The sequence below is a fragment of the Acinetobacter pengchengensis genome (assembly GCF_982235305.1).
The window spans coordinates 2,725,245-2,742,375 of the sequence record NZ_CEVATJ010000001.1; the positions used below are offsets into that span (position 1 = coordinate 2,725,245).

At 42.7% G+C, this 17,131-nt stretch carries 20 protein-coding genes; 13 read left to right on the forward strand and 7 right to left on the reverse strand.

Features of this window, described 5'->3' with window-relative positions; translation table 11 throughout:
* The first annotated feature begins 39 nt into the window (after window positions 1-39).
* Window positions 40-729, forward strand: a complete 690-nt coding sequence (locus AC0T5Z_RS13230; RefSeq protein ID WP_096902475.1) for an FKBP-type peptidyl-prolyl cis-trans isomerase — start codon at window positions 40-42, stop codon at window positions 727-729.
* Between the two features lie 67 nt (window positions 730-796).
* Here AC0T5Z_RS13230 and murJ read toward each other — a convergent pair whose 3' ends face one another.
* Together murJ and ampD are read right to left on the reverse strand one after the other, a co-directional pair.
* Window positions 797-2,347 (reverse strand): murein biosynthesis integral membrane protein MurJ, encoded by a 1,551-nt coding sequence (murJ, locus tag AC0T5Z_RS13235; RefSeq protein WP_291341492.1) that lies wholly within the window; start codon window positions 2,345-2,347, stop codon window positions 797-799.
* A 50-nt stretch (window positions 2,348-2,397) separates the two neighbouring features.
* Window positions 2,398-2,997, reverse strand: a complete 600-nt coding sequence (gene ampD / locus AC0T5Z_RS13240) for a 1,6-anhydro-N-acetylmuramyl-L-alanine amidase AmpD (protein WP_291341490.1) — start codon at window positions 2,995-2,997, stop codon at window positions 2,398-2,400.
* Window positions 2,998-3,174: 177 nt separating this feature from the next.
* Here ampD and nadC point away from each other — a divergent pair, with 177 nt between their 5' ends.
* The gene (gene nadC / locus AC0T5Z_RS13245; protein ID WP_435337408.1) at window positions 3,175-4,020 is read left to right on the forward strand and encodes a carboxylating nicotinate-nucleotide diphosphorylase; all 846 of its coding nucleotides are present in this window, start codon (window positions 3,175-3,177) and stop codon (window positions 4,018-4,020) included.
* Between the two features lie 105 nt (window positions 4,021-4,125).
* Here nadC and AC0T5Z_RS13250 read toward each other — a convergent pair whose 3' ends face one another.
* A complete protein-coding gene (locus AC0T5Z_RS13250) occupies window positions 4,126-4,359 on the reverse strand; it encodes a hypothetical protein (protein WP_179997043.1) in 234 nt (77 codons plus the stop codon).
* A 193-nt stretch (window positions 4,360-4,552) separates the two neighbouring features.
* A complete protein-coding gene (gene rph / locus AC0T5Z_RS13255) occupies window positions 4,553-5,269 on the reverse strand; it encodes a ribonuclease PH (RefSeq protein ID WP_096902471.1) in 717 nt (238 codons plus the stop codon).
* A 204-nt stretch (window positions 5,270-5,473) separates the two neighbouring features.
* On the opposite strand from rph, the gene AC0T5Z_RS13260 reads away from it, so the two are divergent.
* Window positions 5,474-6,124, forward strand: coding sequence for a TetR family transcriptional regulator (locus AC0T5Z_RS13260; protein WP_435337409.1), 651 nt, complete (start codon window positions 5,474-5,476; stop codon window positions 6,122-6,124).
* A gap of 96 nt (window positions 6,125-6,220) precedes the next feature.
* Here the strand turns inward: AC0T5Z_RS13260 and AC0T5Z_RS13265 are convergent, their stop codons facing one another.
* Window positions 6,221-6,841: a thiol:disulfide interchange protein DsbA/DsbL gene (locus tag AC0T5Z_RS13265; RefSeq protein WP_096902469.1), complete on the reverse strand. Its 621-nt coding sequence runs from the start codon at window positions 6,839-6,841 to the stop codon at window positions 6,221-6,223.
* A gap of 181 nt (window positions 6,842-7,022) precedes the next feature.
* Between AC0T5Z_RS13265 and ubiG the strand changes: the two genes are divergently transcribed.
* The 9 genes from ubiG to AC0T5Z_RS13310 all read left to right on the forward strand — a co-directional run bounded on the left by ubiG (window position 7,023) and on the right by AC0T5Z_RS13310 (window position 13,985).
* On the forward strand, window positions 7,023-7,739 hold the full coding sequence (gene ubiG, locus AC0T5Z_RS13270; protein ID WP_435337410.1) for a bifunctional 2-polyprenyl-6-hydroxyphenol methylase/3-demethylubiquinol 3-O-methyltransferase UbiG: 717 nt from the start codon (window positions 7,023-7,025) through the stop codon (window positions 7,737-7,739).
* Window positions 7,736-8,437: an HAD family hydrolase gene (locus AC0T5Z_RS13275; protein ID WP_291341478.1), complete on the forward strand. Its 702-nt coding sequence runs from the start codon at window positions 7,736-7,738 to the stop codon at window positions 8,435-8,437. Before ubiG ends, AC0T5Z_RS13275 begins: the two co-directional genes overlap by 4 nt.
* 68 nt (window positions 8,438-8,505) lie before the next feature.
* Complete coding sequence (locus tag AC0T5Z_RS13280; RefSeq protein ID WP_291341476.1) at window positions 8,506-9,252, forward strand: YciK family oxidoreductase; 747 nt, start codon at window positions 8,506-8,508, stop codon at window positions 9,250-9,252.
* 207 nt (window positions 9,253-9,459) lie between these two features.
* On the forward strand, window positions 9,460-9,879 hold the full coding sequence (locus AC0T5Z_RS13285) for a hypothetical protein (protein WP_096902465.1): 420 nt from the start codon (window positions 9,460-9,462) through the stop codon (window positions 9,877-9,879).
* A 129-nt stretch (window positions 9,880-10,008) separates the two neighbouring features.
* On the forward strand, window positions 10,009-10,164 hold the full coding sequence (locus AC0T5Z_RS13290; RefSeq protein WP_171324973.1) for a hypothetical protein: 156 nt from the start codon (window positions 10,009-10,011) through the stop codon (window positions 10,162-10,164).
* Between the two features lie 245 nt (window positions 10,165-10,409).
* Window positions 10,410-10,799 (forward strand): RcnB family protein, encoded by a 390-nt coding sequence (locus AC0T5Z_RS13295; RefSeq protein WP_096902464.1) that lies wholly within the window; start codon window positions 10,410-10,412, stop codon window positions 10,797-10,799.
* Between the two features lie 231 nt (window positions 10,800-11,030).
* Window positions 11,031-11,414, forward strand: coding sequence for an RcnB family protein (locus AC0T5Z_RS13300; protein ID WP_096902463.1), 384 nt, complete (start codon window positions 11,031-11,033; stop codon window positions 11,412-11,414).
* A 145-nt stretch (window positions 11,415-11,559) separates the two neighbouring features.
* Window positions 11,560-12,906 carry an amino-acid N-acetyltransferase gene (argA, locus tag AC0T5Z_RS13305; RefSeq protein ID WP_096902462.1) on the forward strand — a complete coding sequence of 449 codons (1,347 nt, stop codon included), beginning with the start codon at window positions 11,560-11,562 and terminating at the stop codon, window positions 12,904-12,906.
* 401 nt (window positions 12,907-13,307) lie between these two features.
* Window positions 13,308-13,985: a TetR/AcrR family transcriptional regulator gene (locus AC0T5Z_RS13310; RefSeq protein WP_096902461.1), complete on the forward strand. Its 678-nt coding sequence runs from the start codon at window positions 13,308-13,310 to the stop codon at window positions 13,983-13,985.
* A gap of 81 nt (window positions 13,986-14,066) precedes the next feature.
* Here the strand turns inward: AC0T5Z_RS13310 and AC0T5Z_RS13315 are convergent, their stop codons facing one another.
* Complete coding sequence (locus AC0T5Z_RS13315) at window positions 14,067-14,630, reverse strand: 5'-methylthioadenosine/S-adenosylhomocysteine nucleosidase family protein (RefSeq protein WP_435337411.1); 564 nt, start codon at window positions 14,628-14,630, stop codon at window positions 14,067-14,069.
* Between the two features lie 132 nt (window positions 14,631-14,762).
* Window positions 14,763-15,899, reverse strand: coding sequence for a TDT family transporter (locus tag AC0T5Z_RS13320; RefSeq protein WP_096902459.1), 1,137 nt, complete (start codon window positions 15,897-15,899; stop codon window positions 14,763-14,765).
* Window positions 15,900-16,105: 206 nt separating this feature from the next.
* Between AC0T5Z_RS13320 and ribF the strand changes: the two genes are divergently transcribed.
* The gene (ribF, locus tag AC0T5Z_RS13325; protein WP_096902458.1) at window positions 16,106-17,107 is read left to right on the forward strand and encodes a bifunctional riboflavin kinase/FAD synthetase; all 1,002 of its coding nucleotides are present in this window, start codon (window positions 16,106-16,108) and stop codon (window positions 17,105-17,107) included.
* Window positions 17,108-17,131: the final 24 nt, after the last annotated feature.

Sequence of the window (17,131 nt, forward strand, 5' to 3'; positions counted from 1 at the left end):
GAGAGCTTGGCTCTCCTGTATGGTCTTAGGACGGAAAGAATGAAAAAACACCTTACCCTTGTGTGTATCGCACTGCTCAGCAGTGGCAGTTTTGCCAAAACAGTAACCAATAAAAGTCCTGTTGCAGATCAGGTCGGTTATAGCTTTGGTTATTTAATGGGGCGCAGCAATGCAGAAACCTTAAAAGATGTTGATATTGAAGCCTTCATTGCTGGCTTAAAAATGGCAACACGAAACCAAGCTGCTAGTTTAAGTGATGAAGAAATGTCACGGGTACTGACACAATTCAAAAAGCAAGCCGAAGCCAAACAACTGATTGAGCTTAAAAAAGTAGCCGATAGCAATGCCAAAATTGGGCAAGCCTTTTTAAACACAAATGCCAAAAAGGCAGGTGTCCAAGTCACCAAATCTGGCCTGCAATATCAAGTCTTACAAGCAGGTTCGGGCAAATCCCCCAAAGCCACCTCTACCGTTAAAGTCCATTATGAAGGTCGTTTAATTGATGGTACAGTATTTGACAGTTCTATCGCTCGCGATCAAGCGGCAGAATTTCAGGTCAGTCAAGTCATTCAAGGTTGGACTGAAGGTTTACAACTCATGAAAGTTGGTGCCAAATATCGCTTCTTTATTCCTGCTGCCTTGGCCTATGGTCAAATTGGTTCAGGCGATGCGATTGAACCGAACAGCACGCTTATTTTTGATGTAGAACTTTTAGAGATTGTAAAATAATCCAAAGCCGTATCACCAAACAAAAAAATACCGCAATTTAAATTGCGGTATTTTTTCTGATCAAGTCTTATGGTTTTAAATGATGTGGTCTAAAACCCGTTGCCAACAATCCAACCCCATAGGCCACTACACCCACCACACACAGCGCAGTGACTTCTGCCACACGCATCCATTGTGATACATCACCGTTATACCAAGTTAAGGCATACCACAACGCAGCAATCATCACAGCATTCGCCACTGCAAACTGCAAGATGAGTTTTTTCCAGTGCGCACCAAAACGGAAAATCTTGCGTTGATGCAAATAGAAATACAACATGCCTGCATTCACCAAAGCCGAACCTGATGATGCCAATGCCAATGCCATATGTTCAGCTTGCCAGTCAATCAGTTTAAAGAAGCCAATAAAGACCACGTTTAAAATCGCATTGGCTGCCACGGCCATTAAACCCACACGTACTGGTGTTTTGGTGTCTTGCTGTGCATAAAAACCTGGTGCAAAGACTTTAATCAGCATGAATGAAATGACCCCTGCACTCATACATTGCAAGGCTAAAGCGGTCATTTGCGTATCTTGAAAGCTAAACTGGCCACGCTCAAACAGTGCCTGAATAATAGGGGTTGACAACATAAACAGTGCAATACTGGCAGGGACACCCACCAAAATAATCACCCGTGCTGCCCAATCCATCATGCCACGGAATTTATCCATATTCTGTTCTGCATGACGCGCAGACAATGACGGTAAAATAACTGTACCTATCGCGACACCAATTAAGCCCAAAGGTAGCTCGGTCATACGTTCTGCACTATACAACCACGACACCGAACCATCCTGCATAAAAGAAGCCCAAATGGTGTTGAGTAACAGGTTAATTTGCGTGACCGATACCCCAAACAAAGCAGGCAGCATCAGCTTCATAATCCGATCCACCCCTTCATGCTTGAAATCAACTTTAGGGGGAATCAGCAGTTTTTTACGCCATAATTCTGGAATTTGAATCGCAAGTTGTAAAGCACCCGCAATAATCACCGCCCACCCCAGTGCCATAATCGGCTCTGCCATGTATGGTGTGAGCCATAATGCGCCTGCAATCATCACCACATTCAGCAATACAGGCGCAAAGGCTGGCGTGGTAAATGAGCCATAGCTGTTTAAAATACTACTGGCAAATGCCGTCAGCGACATAAACAATAAATAAGGAATGGTCAGTCGGAACATATCGGTGGCTAAAGCAAACTTTTCAGGGTCGCTATGGAAACCCGGTGCATAGATATACATCACCGCAGGCGCAGCCACCATGGCTGCAAAGGTTAACCCTGTCATTACCGTCATTAAACAGCCAAAAACCCGACTAATTAAAATTTGCACTTCGGCATGGGTGCGGCTGGTTTTATATTCGGTCAATACAGGAATAAAAGCCTGCGAAAAAGCCCCTTCGGCAAACAATCGCCTGAAAAAGTTGGGGATGCGAAACGCTACCACAAAGGTATCGAAATCTTTACCTGCACCAAACACATTCAGCAATACCACATCACGGACTAATCCTAGTACCCGTGACAGCATGGTCATTGCACTGACAATAAAGGTCGATCGCCAAAGCGCCATCGTTACCACCCAATCAAAAATTTAGTCGCTATTGTAATCAAAGCATCAACAAAGTTTTGTTATTGATTGATCAATTTTTCCTGTGATGTCGAAGCTTTAAGTTGAGATAACTGTTCACGAAAATACTGCCAGTCAAAATACGGTCCCGGATCAGTTTTACGTCCTGGTGCAATATCAGAATGTCCTGCAATATGCTGTTGAATACTCGGATAGGTCTGTTGCAAACAGTGTACCACCCTCACCAAACTCTGATATTGCGCTGTTTCAAAAGGCAAGTCATCACTGCCTTCTAACTCTATCCCAATCGAATAGTCATTACATTCAGGCTGTGCCAAATAACTAGAACGCCCCGCATGCCAAGCCCGATCTGCAAAATTGACAAATTGCAGCACCTCACCAGTTCTTAAAATCAGCAAATGTGCCGAAACCTGCATGCCCTGAATGGTCTGAAAATAAGGATGCTGTGACCAATCCAATTGGTTCTGAAAAAATTGCTCAATATAACCGCCACCAAATTGTGACGGCGGCAAACTAATATTGTGAATGACCAGCAGTTGAATCTCTTGGTCTGTCGGACGGGCGTTGAAATTTGGAGATGGGACTTGTCTTGCCCCTTGTAATTGACCATCAACCACCTGAAACGACGGCATATGTTGCATAAGGCAATCCCCAAACCATTAGAATAGAAAAATAGAACATAAATTTCAGTTTAATGCCAACACGTGACAATGAACATCTTAAATTAAACCCGAATGTGGCTAAAAAACACATCCTGACGCAGAACAGTGTTAATATAACGCGCAATTTTCATGGGTAAGATCGACACGGAAAATCTTATGAGCATCTCTCCAGCTTTGCTTGAACAATCCATCCAAATCAATATTCAGCAAGCCTTGCAAGAAGATATTGGCGATGGTGATATTACCGCACTATTGACCCCTGAAGATGAGCAAGCCACTGCTACGATTATTAGCCGTGAAGACATGATTTTGGCAGGTCAACCGTGGGTCAATGCCTTGATCCAAGCATACGATGCCAATGTGCAAGTCAACTGGTTAAAAAATGATGGCGACCGTGTTGCTGCCAATGAAGCCTTTTTGAAATTGTCAGGTTCTGCACGCAGCCTGTTAACGGTAGAACGCCCTGCGCTGAATTTTGTGCAAACCCTGTCTGCGGTTGCCACCAAAACAGCGGCTTATGTGCAACAACTCGAAGGCTTAAACACCAAACTGCTAGATACCCGTAAAACCTTACCGGGTTTACGCATTGCACAAAAATATGCTGTCGCGGTGGGTGGTGGACAAAACCATCGTTTAGGTTTGTTTGATGCCTTTTTGATTAAAGAAAATCACATTATGGCAGCAGGTGGTATTACTCAGGCGATTGTTAAAGCACATGCCATTGCTCCGGGCAAACCTGTAGAAGTGGAAGTGGAAACTTGGGATGAACTGAATCAAGCCCTTGAAGCCAAAGCTGATATTGTGATGTTAGATAACTTTAGCCAGCAACAGATGATTGAGGCGGTCAAGCATGTAGCAGGACGTTGCAAACTTGAAGCGTCAGGCAACATCACCATCGAAAATTTACGTGAAGTGGCCAGCACAGGCGTAGATTACATTTCGATGGGTGTTTTAACCAAAGACGTCAAAGCTGTGGATTTATCAATGCGCTTTAATGCGTAAACGATTGCTTTTAAATTAAAGGGTGTAATCTACGCCCTTAATTTTTTCCAAAAATTGATTTTGAGGAGGCAGATGAGCCTCCTTTTTTATGCCTCAATTTTGAATTTAATCATCGTCCTTGTTGTCGTTGTCGTTGTCGTTGTCGTTGTCGTTGTCGTTGTCGTTGTCGTTGTCGTTGTCGTTGTCGTTGTCGTTGTCGTTGTCGTTGTCGTTGTCGTTGTCGTTGTCAGAAGCTTGACCGAGTACACTACGATTGTCTTCATTTTCACGCTCAGTACGTGAATCACATGCAGTTAAAAACAACATCATGGCAGACATTAAAATAATCAATAGTTTCATGCTTTCCTCCTCTTTTCATTCAGGCTCTTTTCATAGAGTTTTCCATCTTAAAAGAACGCATCCTACAATATTGTAGCTTTTTGCTTCACACCTCCCATTGCTTCACACCTCCTATCGCAATCCACGCATTATCCATAAAAAAACGCATCCGAAGATGCGTTTTGAACAGTGCTGCAATCTTAGAAAACTTGGCTTACCAGCCCAAAGCCTGCTGCTGTTTTTTCACCAATTCCTGAATACCTTTTTCTGCCATTTCTAACATGGCATTGCACTGCACGCGAGTAAACGGTTTGTCTTCTGCAGTGCCTTGAATTTCAATAAATTCACCTGCTTGGGTCATGACTACGTTTAAATCGGTCTGGCAGTTTGAATCTTCTTCATAGCATAAATCCAGTAATACCTCATCTTGGTACATGCCTACAGAAATTGCAGCCACCAAACCTTTTAATGGGTCATGCTTAATTTTTTTCTTTTCTAGCAACACATTCATGGCATCAATCAACGCCACTGCTGCACCTGTAATGGCTGCCGTACGGGTACCACCATCGGCCTGAATCACATCGCAGTCAATAGTAATGGTGTTTTCACCCAGTTTTTTCAAATCAACCATAGCACGTAAGCTACGACCAATTAAGCGCTGAATTTCCTGTGTACGCCCGCTTTGTTTACCACGTGCCGCCTCACGGTCACTACGGGTATGGGTTGAACGTGGCAACATGCCATATTCTGCAGTTACCCAGCCTTGTCCCTGCCCTTTTAAAAAACGCGGTACAGAGTTATCAATACTTGCGGTACACAAAACTTTGGTATGACCAAACTCTACCAACACTGAACCTTCAGCATAGCGAGTATAGTTACGGGTAATTTTTACCTCACGTAATTGATCTAAAGCTCGTTGGTCAATACGCATAATGTGTCCTTATTTTTGGCTCAAATAAATTGCCCGCAAGTATAACAGATGCCACAGCGCAGGTCGCTTATCTAAAGCTTGTCGTGTTCTGTTTCGGTAAATTTTAGCTGTATTTTTACAAGCTGGCTTCATTCATCTTTTAGTATTATCCTGAAACACAGGTTTTTGTTAGACTGCGCGGCACTGGCAGAATCAGGAAATACAATGTCGATTCGGGAAGAACGAAAACAACAAAGTCGTCAGGCAATTATGGATGCAGTGCTTCAACTCAGCAGCGCAGGGCGTGCATTTAGCAGCATCAGCTTAAGAGAAATTTCACGACAGATTGGACTCGTGCCCACCGCGTTTTATCGGCATTTTCAAGATATGGATGCTTTAGCACTCGATTTGGTCGATCAAGTTGCCCTACACATTAAAGGGATTTTACATCAATTGGGGCAAGGCTATTTATACCAACCCGATGCACAGACCGAAACGGCACTGACCCTGTTTTTTAAATCGGTCGATCAACGCCCACAACAATGGATTTTTTTAATTTCCGAACGCTGGGGCGGTTCTGCTGTTTTACGTCAAGCCATTGCCCGTGAAATTGATTTTTTAATTGAAGATTTAGCTAATGATTTACAGCGAGTCGAAAGCGTACAACATTTTCAACATGCCGAAGACTTGCACATTCTGGCCAATATTTTAATTAATTTATCGTTAAATTGGGCAATGAGCTGGATCAGTTTGGGACAGCAATTTGAAGCAGAAAAATTGCAGCAACAACAGCAACACTTCACACAACAAAGCATTACTCAAGTCCATTTGCTATTTCGTGGTATTTGCCACTGGCAGCGTCCGCAGCCTATTTAAAGTTATCTGCTAAACACTTTAGCCATAAAAAACCGCAATGATCTTTCAATCATTGCGGTTTTAGATACAAGGTGATTTCACCACAGCATCGTAGTTTTATTTCTTAGCTTTACGCTCTTGATCAACCAAGTAGTTCACTACTTGAATCACTTTGCCGTTATTGCCCTGCACAATGTATTTACCATTTACCACCACGGCAGGTACACCCGTCAACTGGTACTGACGCGCCAATTGCTTGGCTTGTGATATTTTAGAGGTGATCGCAAACGAGTTAAACATGCTGTTAAATTTCGCTTCAGGCACGCCATATTTTACAAAGAATTTGGCTTGAGACTGTTGGTCAAAAATTTGCTGACCTTTGTCATGAATCGCATGGAATAGTGGTAAGTGAGTTTTCTTACGTACGCCCAATGCTTCAGACACATAATAACCACGTGCATTCATTTCCCAAACAGGATTCATGGCTGCAGGGGTACGCACAAAATTCACATCTTTAGGCAATTTGCGTAACCATGCTTGCATATATGGTTCTAAAGTAAAGCAGTGGCCACAGCCGTACCAAAAGAACTCACGTACTTCAATTTTACCTGGGACATCGACCTTACCTGGGTTAGCCACAACGCTATAATCTTTACCTGCAACAAAATTTGCCGCCATTGCACTGCCAGAAATAGTAAAGATGGCCGTTGCCAAACCACCTAAAAGGAATTTTTTCATTGCGTTTATAGTCCTCTAAATCATTCTGTTTAGTTTATGGCAACACTATAAATCAAATATGCCGATTTTGTTTTCCTTCTGTGAACTTTTTTACAGCTTTTATCGCTTTTTTTAGAATTAACGCTACACTAGGGTTTATACATATTTTTACCATCATCACGATTAAATTGAGGTGACACCTATGTCGCAACTGAATGTTGATCCACAAGAAATTGCCAAATTTGAAGCATTTGCAGCCATATGGTGGGATCAGCATTCCGAGTTCCGCCCTCTGCACATGATTAATCCACTACGCTTAAACTGGATTGATGAACATGCAGGCGGCTTGGCGGGCAAAAAAGTACTAGATGTCGGCTGCGGTGGTGGTATTTTGGCTGAAAGCATGGCGCGTCGCGGTGCCAATGTACTCGGCATTGATATGGGCGAAGCACCTTTAAATGTGGCACGTCTGCATGCAGAACAAGAAGGCGTCAATAATATTGAATATCGCCAAATTCCTGTTGAACAACTGGCTAATGAGCAAGCTGGTCAATACGACGTGGTGACTTGCATGGAAATGTTAGAGCACGTACCCGACCCTGCCTCAATTATTCAAGCCTGTCAAAAACTGGTCAAGCCAGGTGGTCATGTATTCTTCTCCACCATTAACCGCAACCCTAAATCATACCTATTTGCCATTATTGGGGCAGAATACGTGCTGCGCATGCTGGCCAAAGGCACACACGATTATCATAAATTTATTAAACCATCTGAATTGGCACATGACATTCGCCAAGCAGGCTTAAAACTAAAAGATATGACGGGCTTACACTACAACCCGCTCACCAAGCGCTATTGGTTAGCACCAAATGTGGATGTGAACTACATGGTCTACACGGTCAATGAGGCAACGGAATGAAGGCGGTTTTATTTGACCTCGATGGTACCTTAATTGATACCGCTGCAGATTTTATTCGCATCATTCAAGATATGTGCCGCGACAAAGGCTGTGAAATAGTGGCAGCAGACGCCATTCGCACACAGGTATCTGAAGGTGCACGGGCAATGGTCAAACTGGTCTACCCAGAACTTGAGGTAGATGATCCTGTATTTCTTGCGCATCGACAACGCTTTTTAGACCTCTACGGCGCAGATATCGCTGTCGAAACCGATCTGTTCGAGGGCATGTATTCCCTGCTTGAAGCGTTGGAACAGCGTCAAATTCCGTGGGGCATTGTGACCAATAAACCGCGCTGGCTCAGCGAAGCGCTGCTCAAAGCACTGAATTTAACTGAGCGCTGTGCAGTTTTAGTCTGCCCTGAAGATGTTCGCCGTACCAAACCTGACCCAGAACCTATGTATTTGGCGGCCAAACAGATTGAAATTGCCCCAGAACACTGTATTTATGTAGGTGACCATCCACGCGATATAGATGCAGGTCGTAACGCCAACATGTACACTATTTTGGCCGCTTACGGTTATTTACCGTTACAACACAAAGATGACTTAACAGCATGGCAAGCAGATTGTATAGTGGATTCAGTGACTGAATTACATACGGTTTTGAACAAATTGGTGCTTCAAGCTACCACGCAAAACAGTATTGCCAATGCTTAAATCATCCTGCAAAGCGATGACATGAAACTCAGCCCACAAGCTATAAGAAATCAACAGGAGGGATGCCCATGAAATATTCAGAATATCAACCTCGTCCCGATCTTCTCAAAGACCGTATTATCCTCATTACTGGTGCGGGAGATGGTATTGGACGAGCGGCCGCCCTCAGTTATGCGCTACACGGAGCAACCGTGGTGCTGCATGGTCGTACCTTAAATAAACTTGAAGTCATTTATGATGAAATCGAAAGTTTAGGCGCACCGCAACCTGCTATTTTGCCGCTACAGCTTTCGAGTGCTTCACCACGAGATTATGAATTACTGGTCGATACCCTAGACAAACAATTCGGACGTTTAGATGGTATTTTGCATAATGCGGGCATTTTAGGTGAACGGACTGAGTTAGCGAATTACCCTGCCGATGTTTGGGATGATGTCATGGCCGTGAATTTACGTGCGCCATTTGTACTCACTCAGGAATTATTGCCGCTTTTGGCAAAATCGGAACATGCTTCAGTCGTGTTTGCCAGTTCAGGTGTAGGTCGTGAAGCACGTGAACGCTGGGGTGCTTATTCGGTATCTAAAATTGCAATTGAAGCAGTGAGTCAATTATTTGCCAAAGAAAAGGTGCATCCGAATATTCGCTACAACTGCATTAACCCAGGCGCGACCCGTACTGCTATGCGCGCCAAAGCCTATCCAAATGAAGATCCAAAAACTTTACCTACACCCGATGCCATCATGCCGGCCTATTTATATTTAATGGGCGATGACAGCTTGCACATGAATGGTCAAAGTATTGATGCACAGGATTAGTCCTGTCGTTTGATTCTAAAAAGGAAGGGCTTGCTTCCTTTTTTATGGACTTAACACCTAGCATATTGCCAATTTTTACGTATTAATTTGCCGTAAAATGGCTAAGCACAAGCATCTTCTAGTATATACCCTGCCTATTTTGGCAGTACAAAGCCTGATTGCTATGCTTCCACATCTCAATTCAACCTCAACGATGCAGAGAGCAACATGACTGAATTAAACAACATCACCGTGACACCCCTTGAAGATGGTATGGTGTCTTTACTGATTGATGGTCAGCCTATTTCTGAAAAATATGGCATGAAGTTTGAAGCCAGCATCGTAGATGACATTCAGGCACTCGATAACGGTCAGAAAATCAAACTGTTTGATCAGTTTGTTTTTTCACATACCGATCTTAATTTTGAACATGCTTACCACTATGTCACAGGCATTGAAAAATTGGACGATGCCTACAAAGTGGTTAAAAACTTTGTTTATCGTATTAAAATTGAAGGGCAACCTGAAATTGAACACGTGATTACCAAACAAGGAGCACCAATGGGTACTGAAGATGTACGCGAATTTATCCATGCACATATTCATAAATCACTGACCGACTACACCGATTTAAACTACGCCTATTAAGCAAAAATCACGGCAACGGCGGCATTAATCGTTTTTCTGGATTGCTTTTATAAAATTAAACGGTTTTACAAATTAACATACATCAACTATGCTTGATGCATCTCCACAACACGCATTAGGTAAATTGTGATGACTGATATTCAACGTAAAACTGCTGTGATTCAAAGTATTGAAAGCTTGCAATTAGGTCAGCATTTAATTGTGGCTTTGAATGATCGTGAAACAGCCGAATGTGTTGCCATCGCTGTGCAATCCTTACAAGGCTTAACTGAACATTGGAACTAAAGCAGACCATAGCAGTACGCTGCTATGGTGATGCCTCATCCTTTCCTTAGCACAACAACAATCATCTAGCCTATTTTGCTGAGCGATACCTGCTAAATTTCGTATTTTGTCGCTTAATAGAATCAATACCATGCCGCATCCTGCAGAGTGTATTTAAAAAATTCATGTGCTTTCTTCACAGTTTCTCTGCATTTAACGGTTAAAGTATGAACTGTGATATCAAGACGAGAGAATGAGGGGTTTAAATGAAAAAGATTTTGACAGTTCTGGCAATGTCTTTCAGTGCTTTACTAAGCAGCAATTTTGCAACTGCCGCCCCTCAATTTGATCGCGACTCAGCTGACCATCCTCGTCACCAAGCACACAATAAACGTGAATTTCGTGCCGATGCAGAAGAACGCATGCAAGATAAACGTCGTATGCGTGAAGAACGTGGTGTGAAACGTTTACAACAACATAAATGGCAACCGGGTTATGTCATGCCGCAGCATTATCGTGGCAATGGTTATAAAGTCGATTATCAGGAACATAATTTGCCCCGCCCTGAACGCAAACAGCAATGGTATAAAATCAACCAAGACTACATTTTGGTCGATGTCGAAAACCACCATATTTTGCGTATCGCAGGTTTGTAGACCTCCTGTTACGCGTACACAATGTCTAAATACATAGCCCAAAGTCCACTTTGGGCTTTTTTTATAGAGTGATGTCCCACACTCATCACATTGCTGTGAAATATCCCGCTCGAACTCTCCTTGTTTTCTCCATAAAATTCACAATTCACCTCAATTTCCACCATCGTTTATCTTGAGTATTTGATTAATTTGGACACATCTACCCCATATTTAAAACTGAAGGTAAGTCCCATGAAAAAATTACTCAGCACCTTAGCACTGTCTTTAAGCGCAATCATGGCAACATCGGCTATGGCAGCACCCGACCACCGTTATGATGATCGTCGTCATCAAGCAAGTGTTGGCTACAAACATCAGGACAAGCATTGGGACAATCCACGTCATCCTACACAGTGGGAACAAAAGCGTTATGATCAAAAACGTGTAAATCCAAGTCGTGACTGGCGTGTAGGTCAAAACCTGCCACGTGGATATGACGCGAACCGCTACAAAGTCAGTGATCGTGAAGCACATCGTTTACCTAACACAGGCCGCTATCAGCAGTGGTATAAAGTCAACGGTGACTATGTACTGATTAATGAGCGTACCCAGCGTATTATTCGTATTATTGGCTAAAACCGTTCAGCCTGAGCTGAAAAATAACATATCTCCACAACACCTGAAGTACCATTCAGGTGTTTTTTTATATTTAGACTTCCGCTACAGAATTTTTTGATTAGAATCAAAGACAGCACCATCCACCATTACAGCAGGCCAACGAATGACTCCGACTGAAAACCCGCACAGCACAACCTTGCAATATGTGCATTGGTTTAGACATTCTGCGCCTTATATCAATGCTCACCGCAATAAAACCTTTGTGATTATGTTCGATGGCGAAGCAGTTTTGCATGAAAACTTTCAGCACATTATTCATGATATTGCTCTGCTGCACTCGCTTGGTATTCGACTTATTCTGGTACATGGTGCGCGTCCACAAATTAATCAAAACTTAAAATTCAGCCAAATTGATACGCCATTTCACATGCAACGTCGTGTCACCACTCGTGAGTCTTTATCTTGTGTCATGAATGCTGTTGGTTCAATTCGCTTGCAAATTGAAGCTTTATTGTCGATGGGGCTAGCGAACTCCCCTATGTACGGTGCACGGATTGATGTGGTGTCAGGCAATTTTATTACCGCCAAACCGTATGGTATTCGTGATGGGATCGATTTTCAACTAACAGGTGAAGTCCGTACGGTAGATGCCGACGCTATTCAACGCCATTTAGAAAATCATAATATTGTGTTACTCGGCCCGACAGGTTATTCCACCACGGGTGAAGTATTTAACTTGTTAGCCGAAGAAGTGGCGACTAAAACTGCCATTCAATTAAAAGCCGACAAACTGATTTTCTTAGGCGCGCAGCACGGCTTACAAAATGCCGAAGGTCAATTACAACGTGAAGTTCATCCTCAACATTTAAATCCATATATTGAAGATGCTCAGCGACATCATCCTGAACTGGCTTTACATTTAAATGCAGCCCAAGATGCCTCATTAAACGGCGTACATCGGGTACATCTCATTTCTTATGCCTACGATGGCGCTTTACTCGAAGAACTTTTTACCCGCGATGGCTCAGGCACAATGGTGAGTGATGCGCACTATGAAGAAGTCCGCATGGCTAATATTCAGGATGTGGGCGGTCTGATTCGGCTATTACGCCCTTTAGAAGAAGATGGTGTATTGGTGTATCGCTCACGTGAACGTCTGGAAAATGAAATTGGACAATTTGCAGTGATTGAACGTGACGGCATGATTCTCGCCTGTGCTGCCCTGTACCCAATTCCGACCACAGGTCATGAACTCAAGTCTGCCGAAATTGCCTGTGTCGCGGTACATCCTGCTTATCGTAAATCCAACCGTGGTCGCCAAATTTTGGATTATTTAGAGGATAAAGCCAAAGCCATGGGCATTCAGCAGTTGTTTATTTTGACCACCCGCACCGCACACTGGTTTTTAGAACAGGGGTTTGCACCTGCCAGTGTCGACGATTTACCCGATGCACGTCAGGCTTTATATAACTATCAACGCAACTCAATTGTATGTAAAAAACAGCTCTAAGTAAGATTTACTGGCACATTGAATGACACAGCACAATCAAAACCTTAAGATGTTTCACGTGGAACATGCTGTGAATTAAATCAAATCATCACGACAGTGTAAAGATGATCAAAATTGGCAGCACCCACACCACTGTTTAGTTTTTTTAAATAAAATTGATGCAAGGTAGGAGGAAACTTTACTTTTGTCATTTATATAAGAAATCTGAAAAGCTTATCCATTCAATCAGAAAATACAAAAACAAGATACTCCCCCTCTCTAATCATACTTTTCACGGATTTAATAGCTAAACTACAGAATAAACTCAAAATATTTTAAAAATACATCTTTAAAAGATGCACAAGCCTGATGATTTGCCGTACAATAAATGATTCCCTTTTTTCATTGTTTTAAAATTACGAATGGAACAAAAAAAGAGTACACAAAAACGCCATCAGCTTCTCAATGCTGCACTCGACGTATTTTCGTTATACGGATTTAGCGGCGCGAGTTTGGACGAAATCGCACAAATTGCAGAGATGCATAAATCGAATATTTTCTATTATTATGAAAATAAAGAAGCCTTATATGTTGAAGTGCTGACTACGGTATTGCAAAAATGGCTAGCACCTTTACAAATGCTCGAAGCTGAACTCGAACCTGATGAAGCAATTACCAATTATTTGCTGCAAAAAATTGAGGTTTCACGTACTCAACCGAAAGCATCACGTCTATTTGCATTAGAAGTGATTCAAGGTGCACCACATATTCAGGAAATTTTAAAAGGCCCTCTGAAAAAACTGGTCAAACGCAAAGCTAAAGTCATTACCATGTGGCAAGAGCAAGGCAAACTGTCTAAGCAGATTGATCCTGAATTGCTCATTTTGAATATTTGGGCGATTACCCAAAACTATGCTGACTTTGCAACGCAAATGGAAATGGTAACAGGGAAAACCCTACGCAACCGCAGCATGTTGCAACGTGTCTTGCAACATACAGTTCATATGATGCTTTACGGTATTATGCCGCGTCAGAACGAAGTGGATGCACCACAAGCCGCTGTGGTCACTGCCACACCTGAACAAGAATCACAAGACTAATTACGCAGCACTCAATAGACGCGTACTTTAACCTCAAGACCCTAGTTATGACTAGGGTCTTGGCGTTTTCGGCATACAATATTATTTAAGCCCCTGATACAAAGACAATAATTTTTGTGCACCCAATAACAAGTTTTCTTCCCAATCTAAATGCGCTGTATCATTGGCACCATCGGTAATATATTTAACTGACAATATGCGTACTCGTAATTTTTTACAGACTTTGGCAATCGCATAGCCTTCCATATCGACCAACTGACACGGTACTTTAGGTGTACCCGTTTCAAAGCTATCCCCCGTGCCACAAATGCCACTCGGCAAATGCTCAAAATAGCGTTCCAAATGAATTTCAGCAGGATGCATGGTGTCAAATGGGGTAAAACCGACAGCGAAACCCAGTGGAGAGACATCCATGTCACGTTGTACGAATTGAGAGACTTCAACCAACTCGTGCTTATCAAAATACGTACTGCCTGCTGTACCTAAATTAATCAGGGTTTTACAGCCTGTTTTTTGAATCACTTCAAAGGCTTTAAACGCAGCATTGACCTTACCAATACCACTGTAATGCACCTGAATCCCTGCCTGCTCAAACAATCCTTTAGACTCATTCGGCAAAGCCATGATCAATGCGACATCCGACATAAAATACTCAATTAACAGACTTCATGCGTGCCATTAGAAAACAAATTGATCCGAAAGAAAAGCGCCTCTGGTCTCTGCTCAAACAACCTACATAAGATCAGATGGCGCTTTAAACTGAAAGGATTTCAGAGCTCATTTATACTGCTGTTCTAAATAGGTTTTTAAGCACGGTGAAAAGAACAAATGACCTTGATAAAAACCCTGTGCCGTCTTGGTTGCGACCAAACTCCATAACAACATCAGTATGGCTGCAAAAGCATAGCCAACGGCATACAGGAAGGCCAAATTGAGTTGTTGGGCTAGAGTTAAGATTGCCAGTGTATATACGCCCAATGGGAAGGTCAGTCCCCACCAACCCAAATTAAATGGTAAGTCCTGTTTGGCATGGTGCAAAGTCGTCAGTACCGCAATCCCCAACCACCACAGCCCAAAACCCAGCAGAATTAAACTGGCCAAAATTCCCGCCTGCTGAAATAACTGACCCAGTTGTACTAAGCCCAAACTCGCCATCAGCGTCGGTGCCTGATGCCCCAAAACCAATAACGCCAAAGCAGCAGTGCCTATCGGCCCCAAAGCCAACCAACTGCTGACCGCCAACTCTTTTTCAGGCAATTTATGTAAGACCAAACGCAACATTAAAATCGTTAAAATTGCAAAGGCGGGTAATACTGAAACACCCCACAACACATAACTACCCAATAAAATCGCAACGGCGTGAGTATCAGCTGCCAAATGCCCCAGTAATAAACCACCACTGCTGGCTGCAACTTCACAGGCCACGATCGGCAATAACCACACCGCGGTCATCTGCTGTAAAGCATGCTCCTGATGTCGATACATGGCAAAAGGAACTGCCCACGCCACCAAGAGCGCTAAGACCACATCGGCATACCAGAGCGTTTGCGCAATCTGTACAGCTGTGTCGCCATAAATAGGCTGACCATACTTTAAAAAGCCATTGAGGATGGTGGCCAGCGCCATCGGAATCGTCCCTAAAAATAGGCTCATGCTTGGATGTTGAAAAATCTGTTTGGCTTCGTGCAGATAAAATGCCCAACGTAAGCCATATAGCACACTAAAAAGTACGAACAATAAAATATTGAAATACCACAGCCCTGTGCCGAGTTGCCATGTGAGTGCCTTTATCATCGGAAACTCTGATACAATTAACGCCACAACACCTGTTCCCATACTGACAGTGAACCAGTTGGGGGTGAATTGACGAATGATATTGTGGCGCTGTCCAAGTTGTGTAAATGGTTTTTGCATGAGTTCGGCCTCATTTAAAATCTACATTTATACTAATCAAATCTATAAATAAGAAAAATTGATTAATTTATATTAAATAAATAAGTAAAATTGATATAAGTATACTTTGCACTAAATTTTTCGTTGTCAAAAAACAACCACAAGACGAATGCCCAAGAATATGGCAATATATAAGCCGTTCTTAATTCCAAGCACTTGATTTGCCCATGAAGCTGCTCCGTCTAAATGCTTTGCCTTCAAATACCCAATTAGAAAAAACCGCTGTCACCATCGGTAATTTTGACGGGGTGCATTTGGGTCATCAAGCCATGATTCATCAGCTCAAAGCCGTTGCAAAACAACAAAATCTAAAAACTGTGGTGATGATTTTTGAGCCTCAACCACTTGAATTCTTTAAAGGTTATGATGCTCCACCGCGTATTTCATCATTGCGGGAAAAAGTCGAATATCTGACCGAATTGGGGGTCGACTACATTGCAGTTGCGAAATTTGACAGTCATTTCCGTAGTTTAACTGCCGAAGCCTTTGCAAAACTTTTAAAAAACACCCTGAATGCCTCGCATTTGGTCTTGGGTGATGACTTCCATTTTGGTAAAAATCGCCAAGGCAATAGTGAGTTTTTGCGCAACTATGGCTTTCAGGTCACCAATTTAAACACCATTGAACTAAATGGTGAGCGTGTTAGCTCAACTCGTATTCGTCAAACTTTACAAGCTGGTGATTTGGCACTCGCAGCCAAACTGCTTGGACGCCCATATAGCATTACAGGGCGCGTCCAATATGGCGATCAAATTGGTCGCACACTTGATTTTCCAACCATTAATGTACGCTTAAACCGCCATAAACCCTGCTTAAATGGCATTTATGGCGTTGAAGTGGTCTGTGAAACCACCGCTTTAAGCGAAAAAGTCAAACACGATCATCCTCACAAAACGGGTGTTGCAGGCTACAGCCCGAACAGTCTGTTTGGTGCAGGGCATGTAGGTACGCGCCCAGCCATTCAACAAGTACAGCCCGAATGGCGATTAGAAGTACATTTCCCCAATGTTTCTGCTAATCTGTATGGCTTATTAATGCGGGTCACATTTTTAAACTATTTACATAGCGAAAAAAATTACCCTTCGCTTGAAGCACTCAAAGCGGGAATTGATGATGATGTTGAAAAACTTCTTGAATTTCGACAAGATCATCCAAATTTCCCTTTTTAATTTACCCTAAATATTTAATGTAAA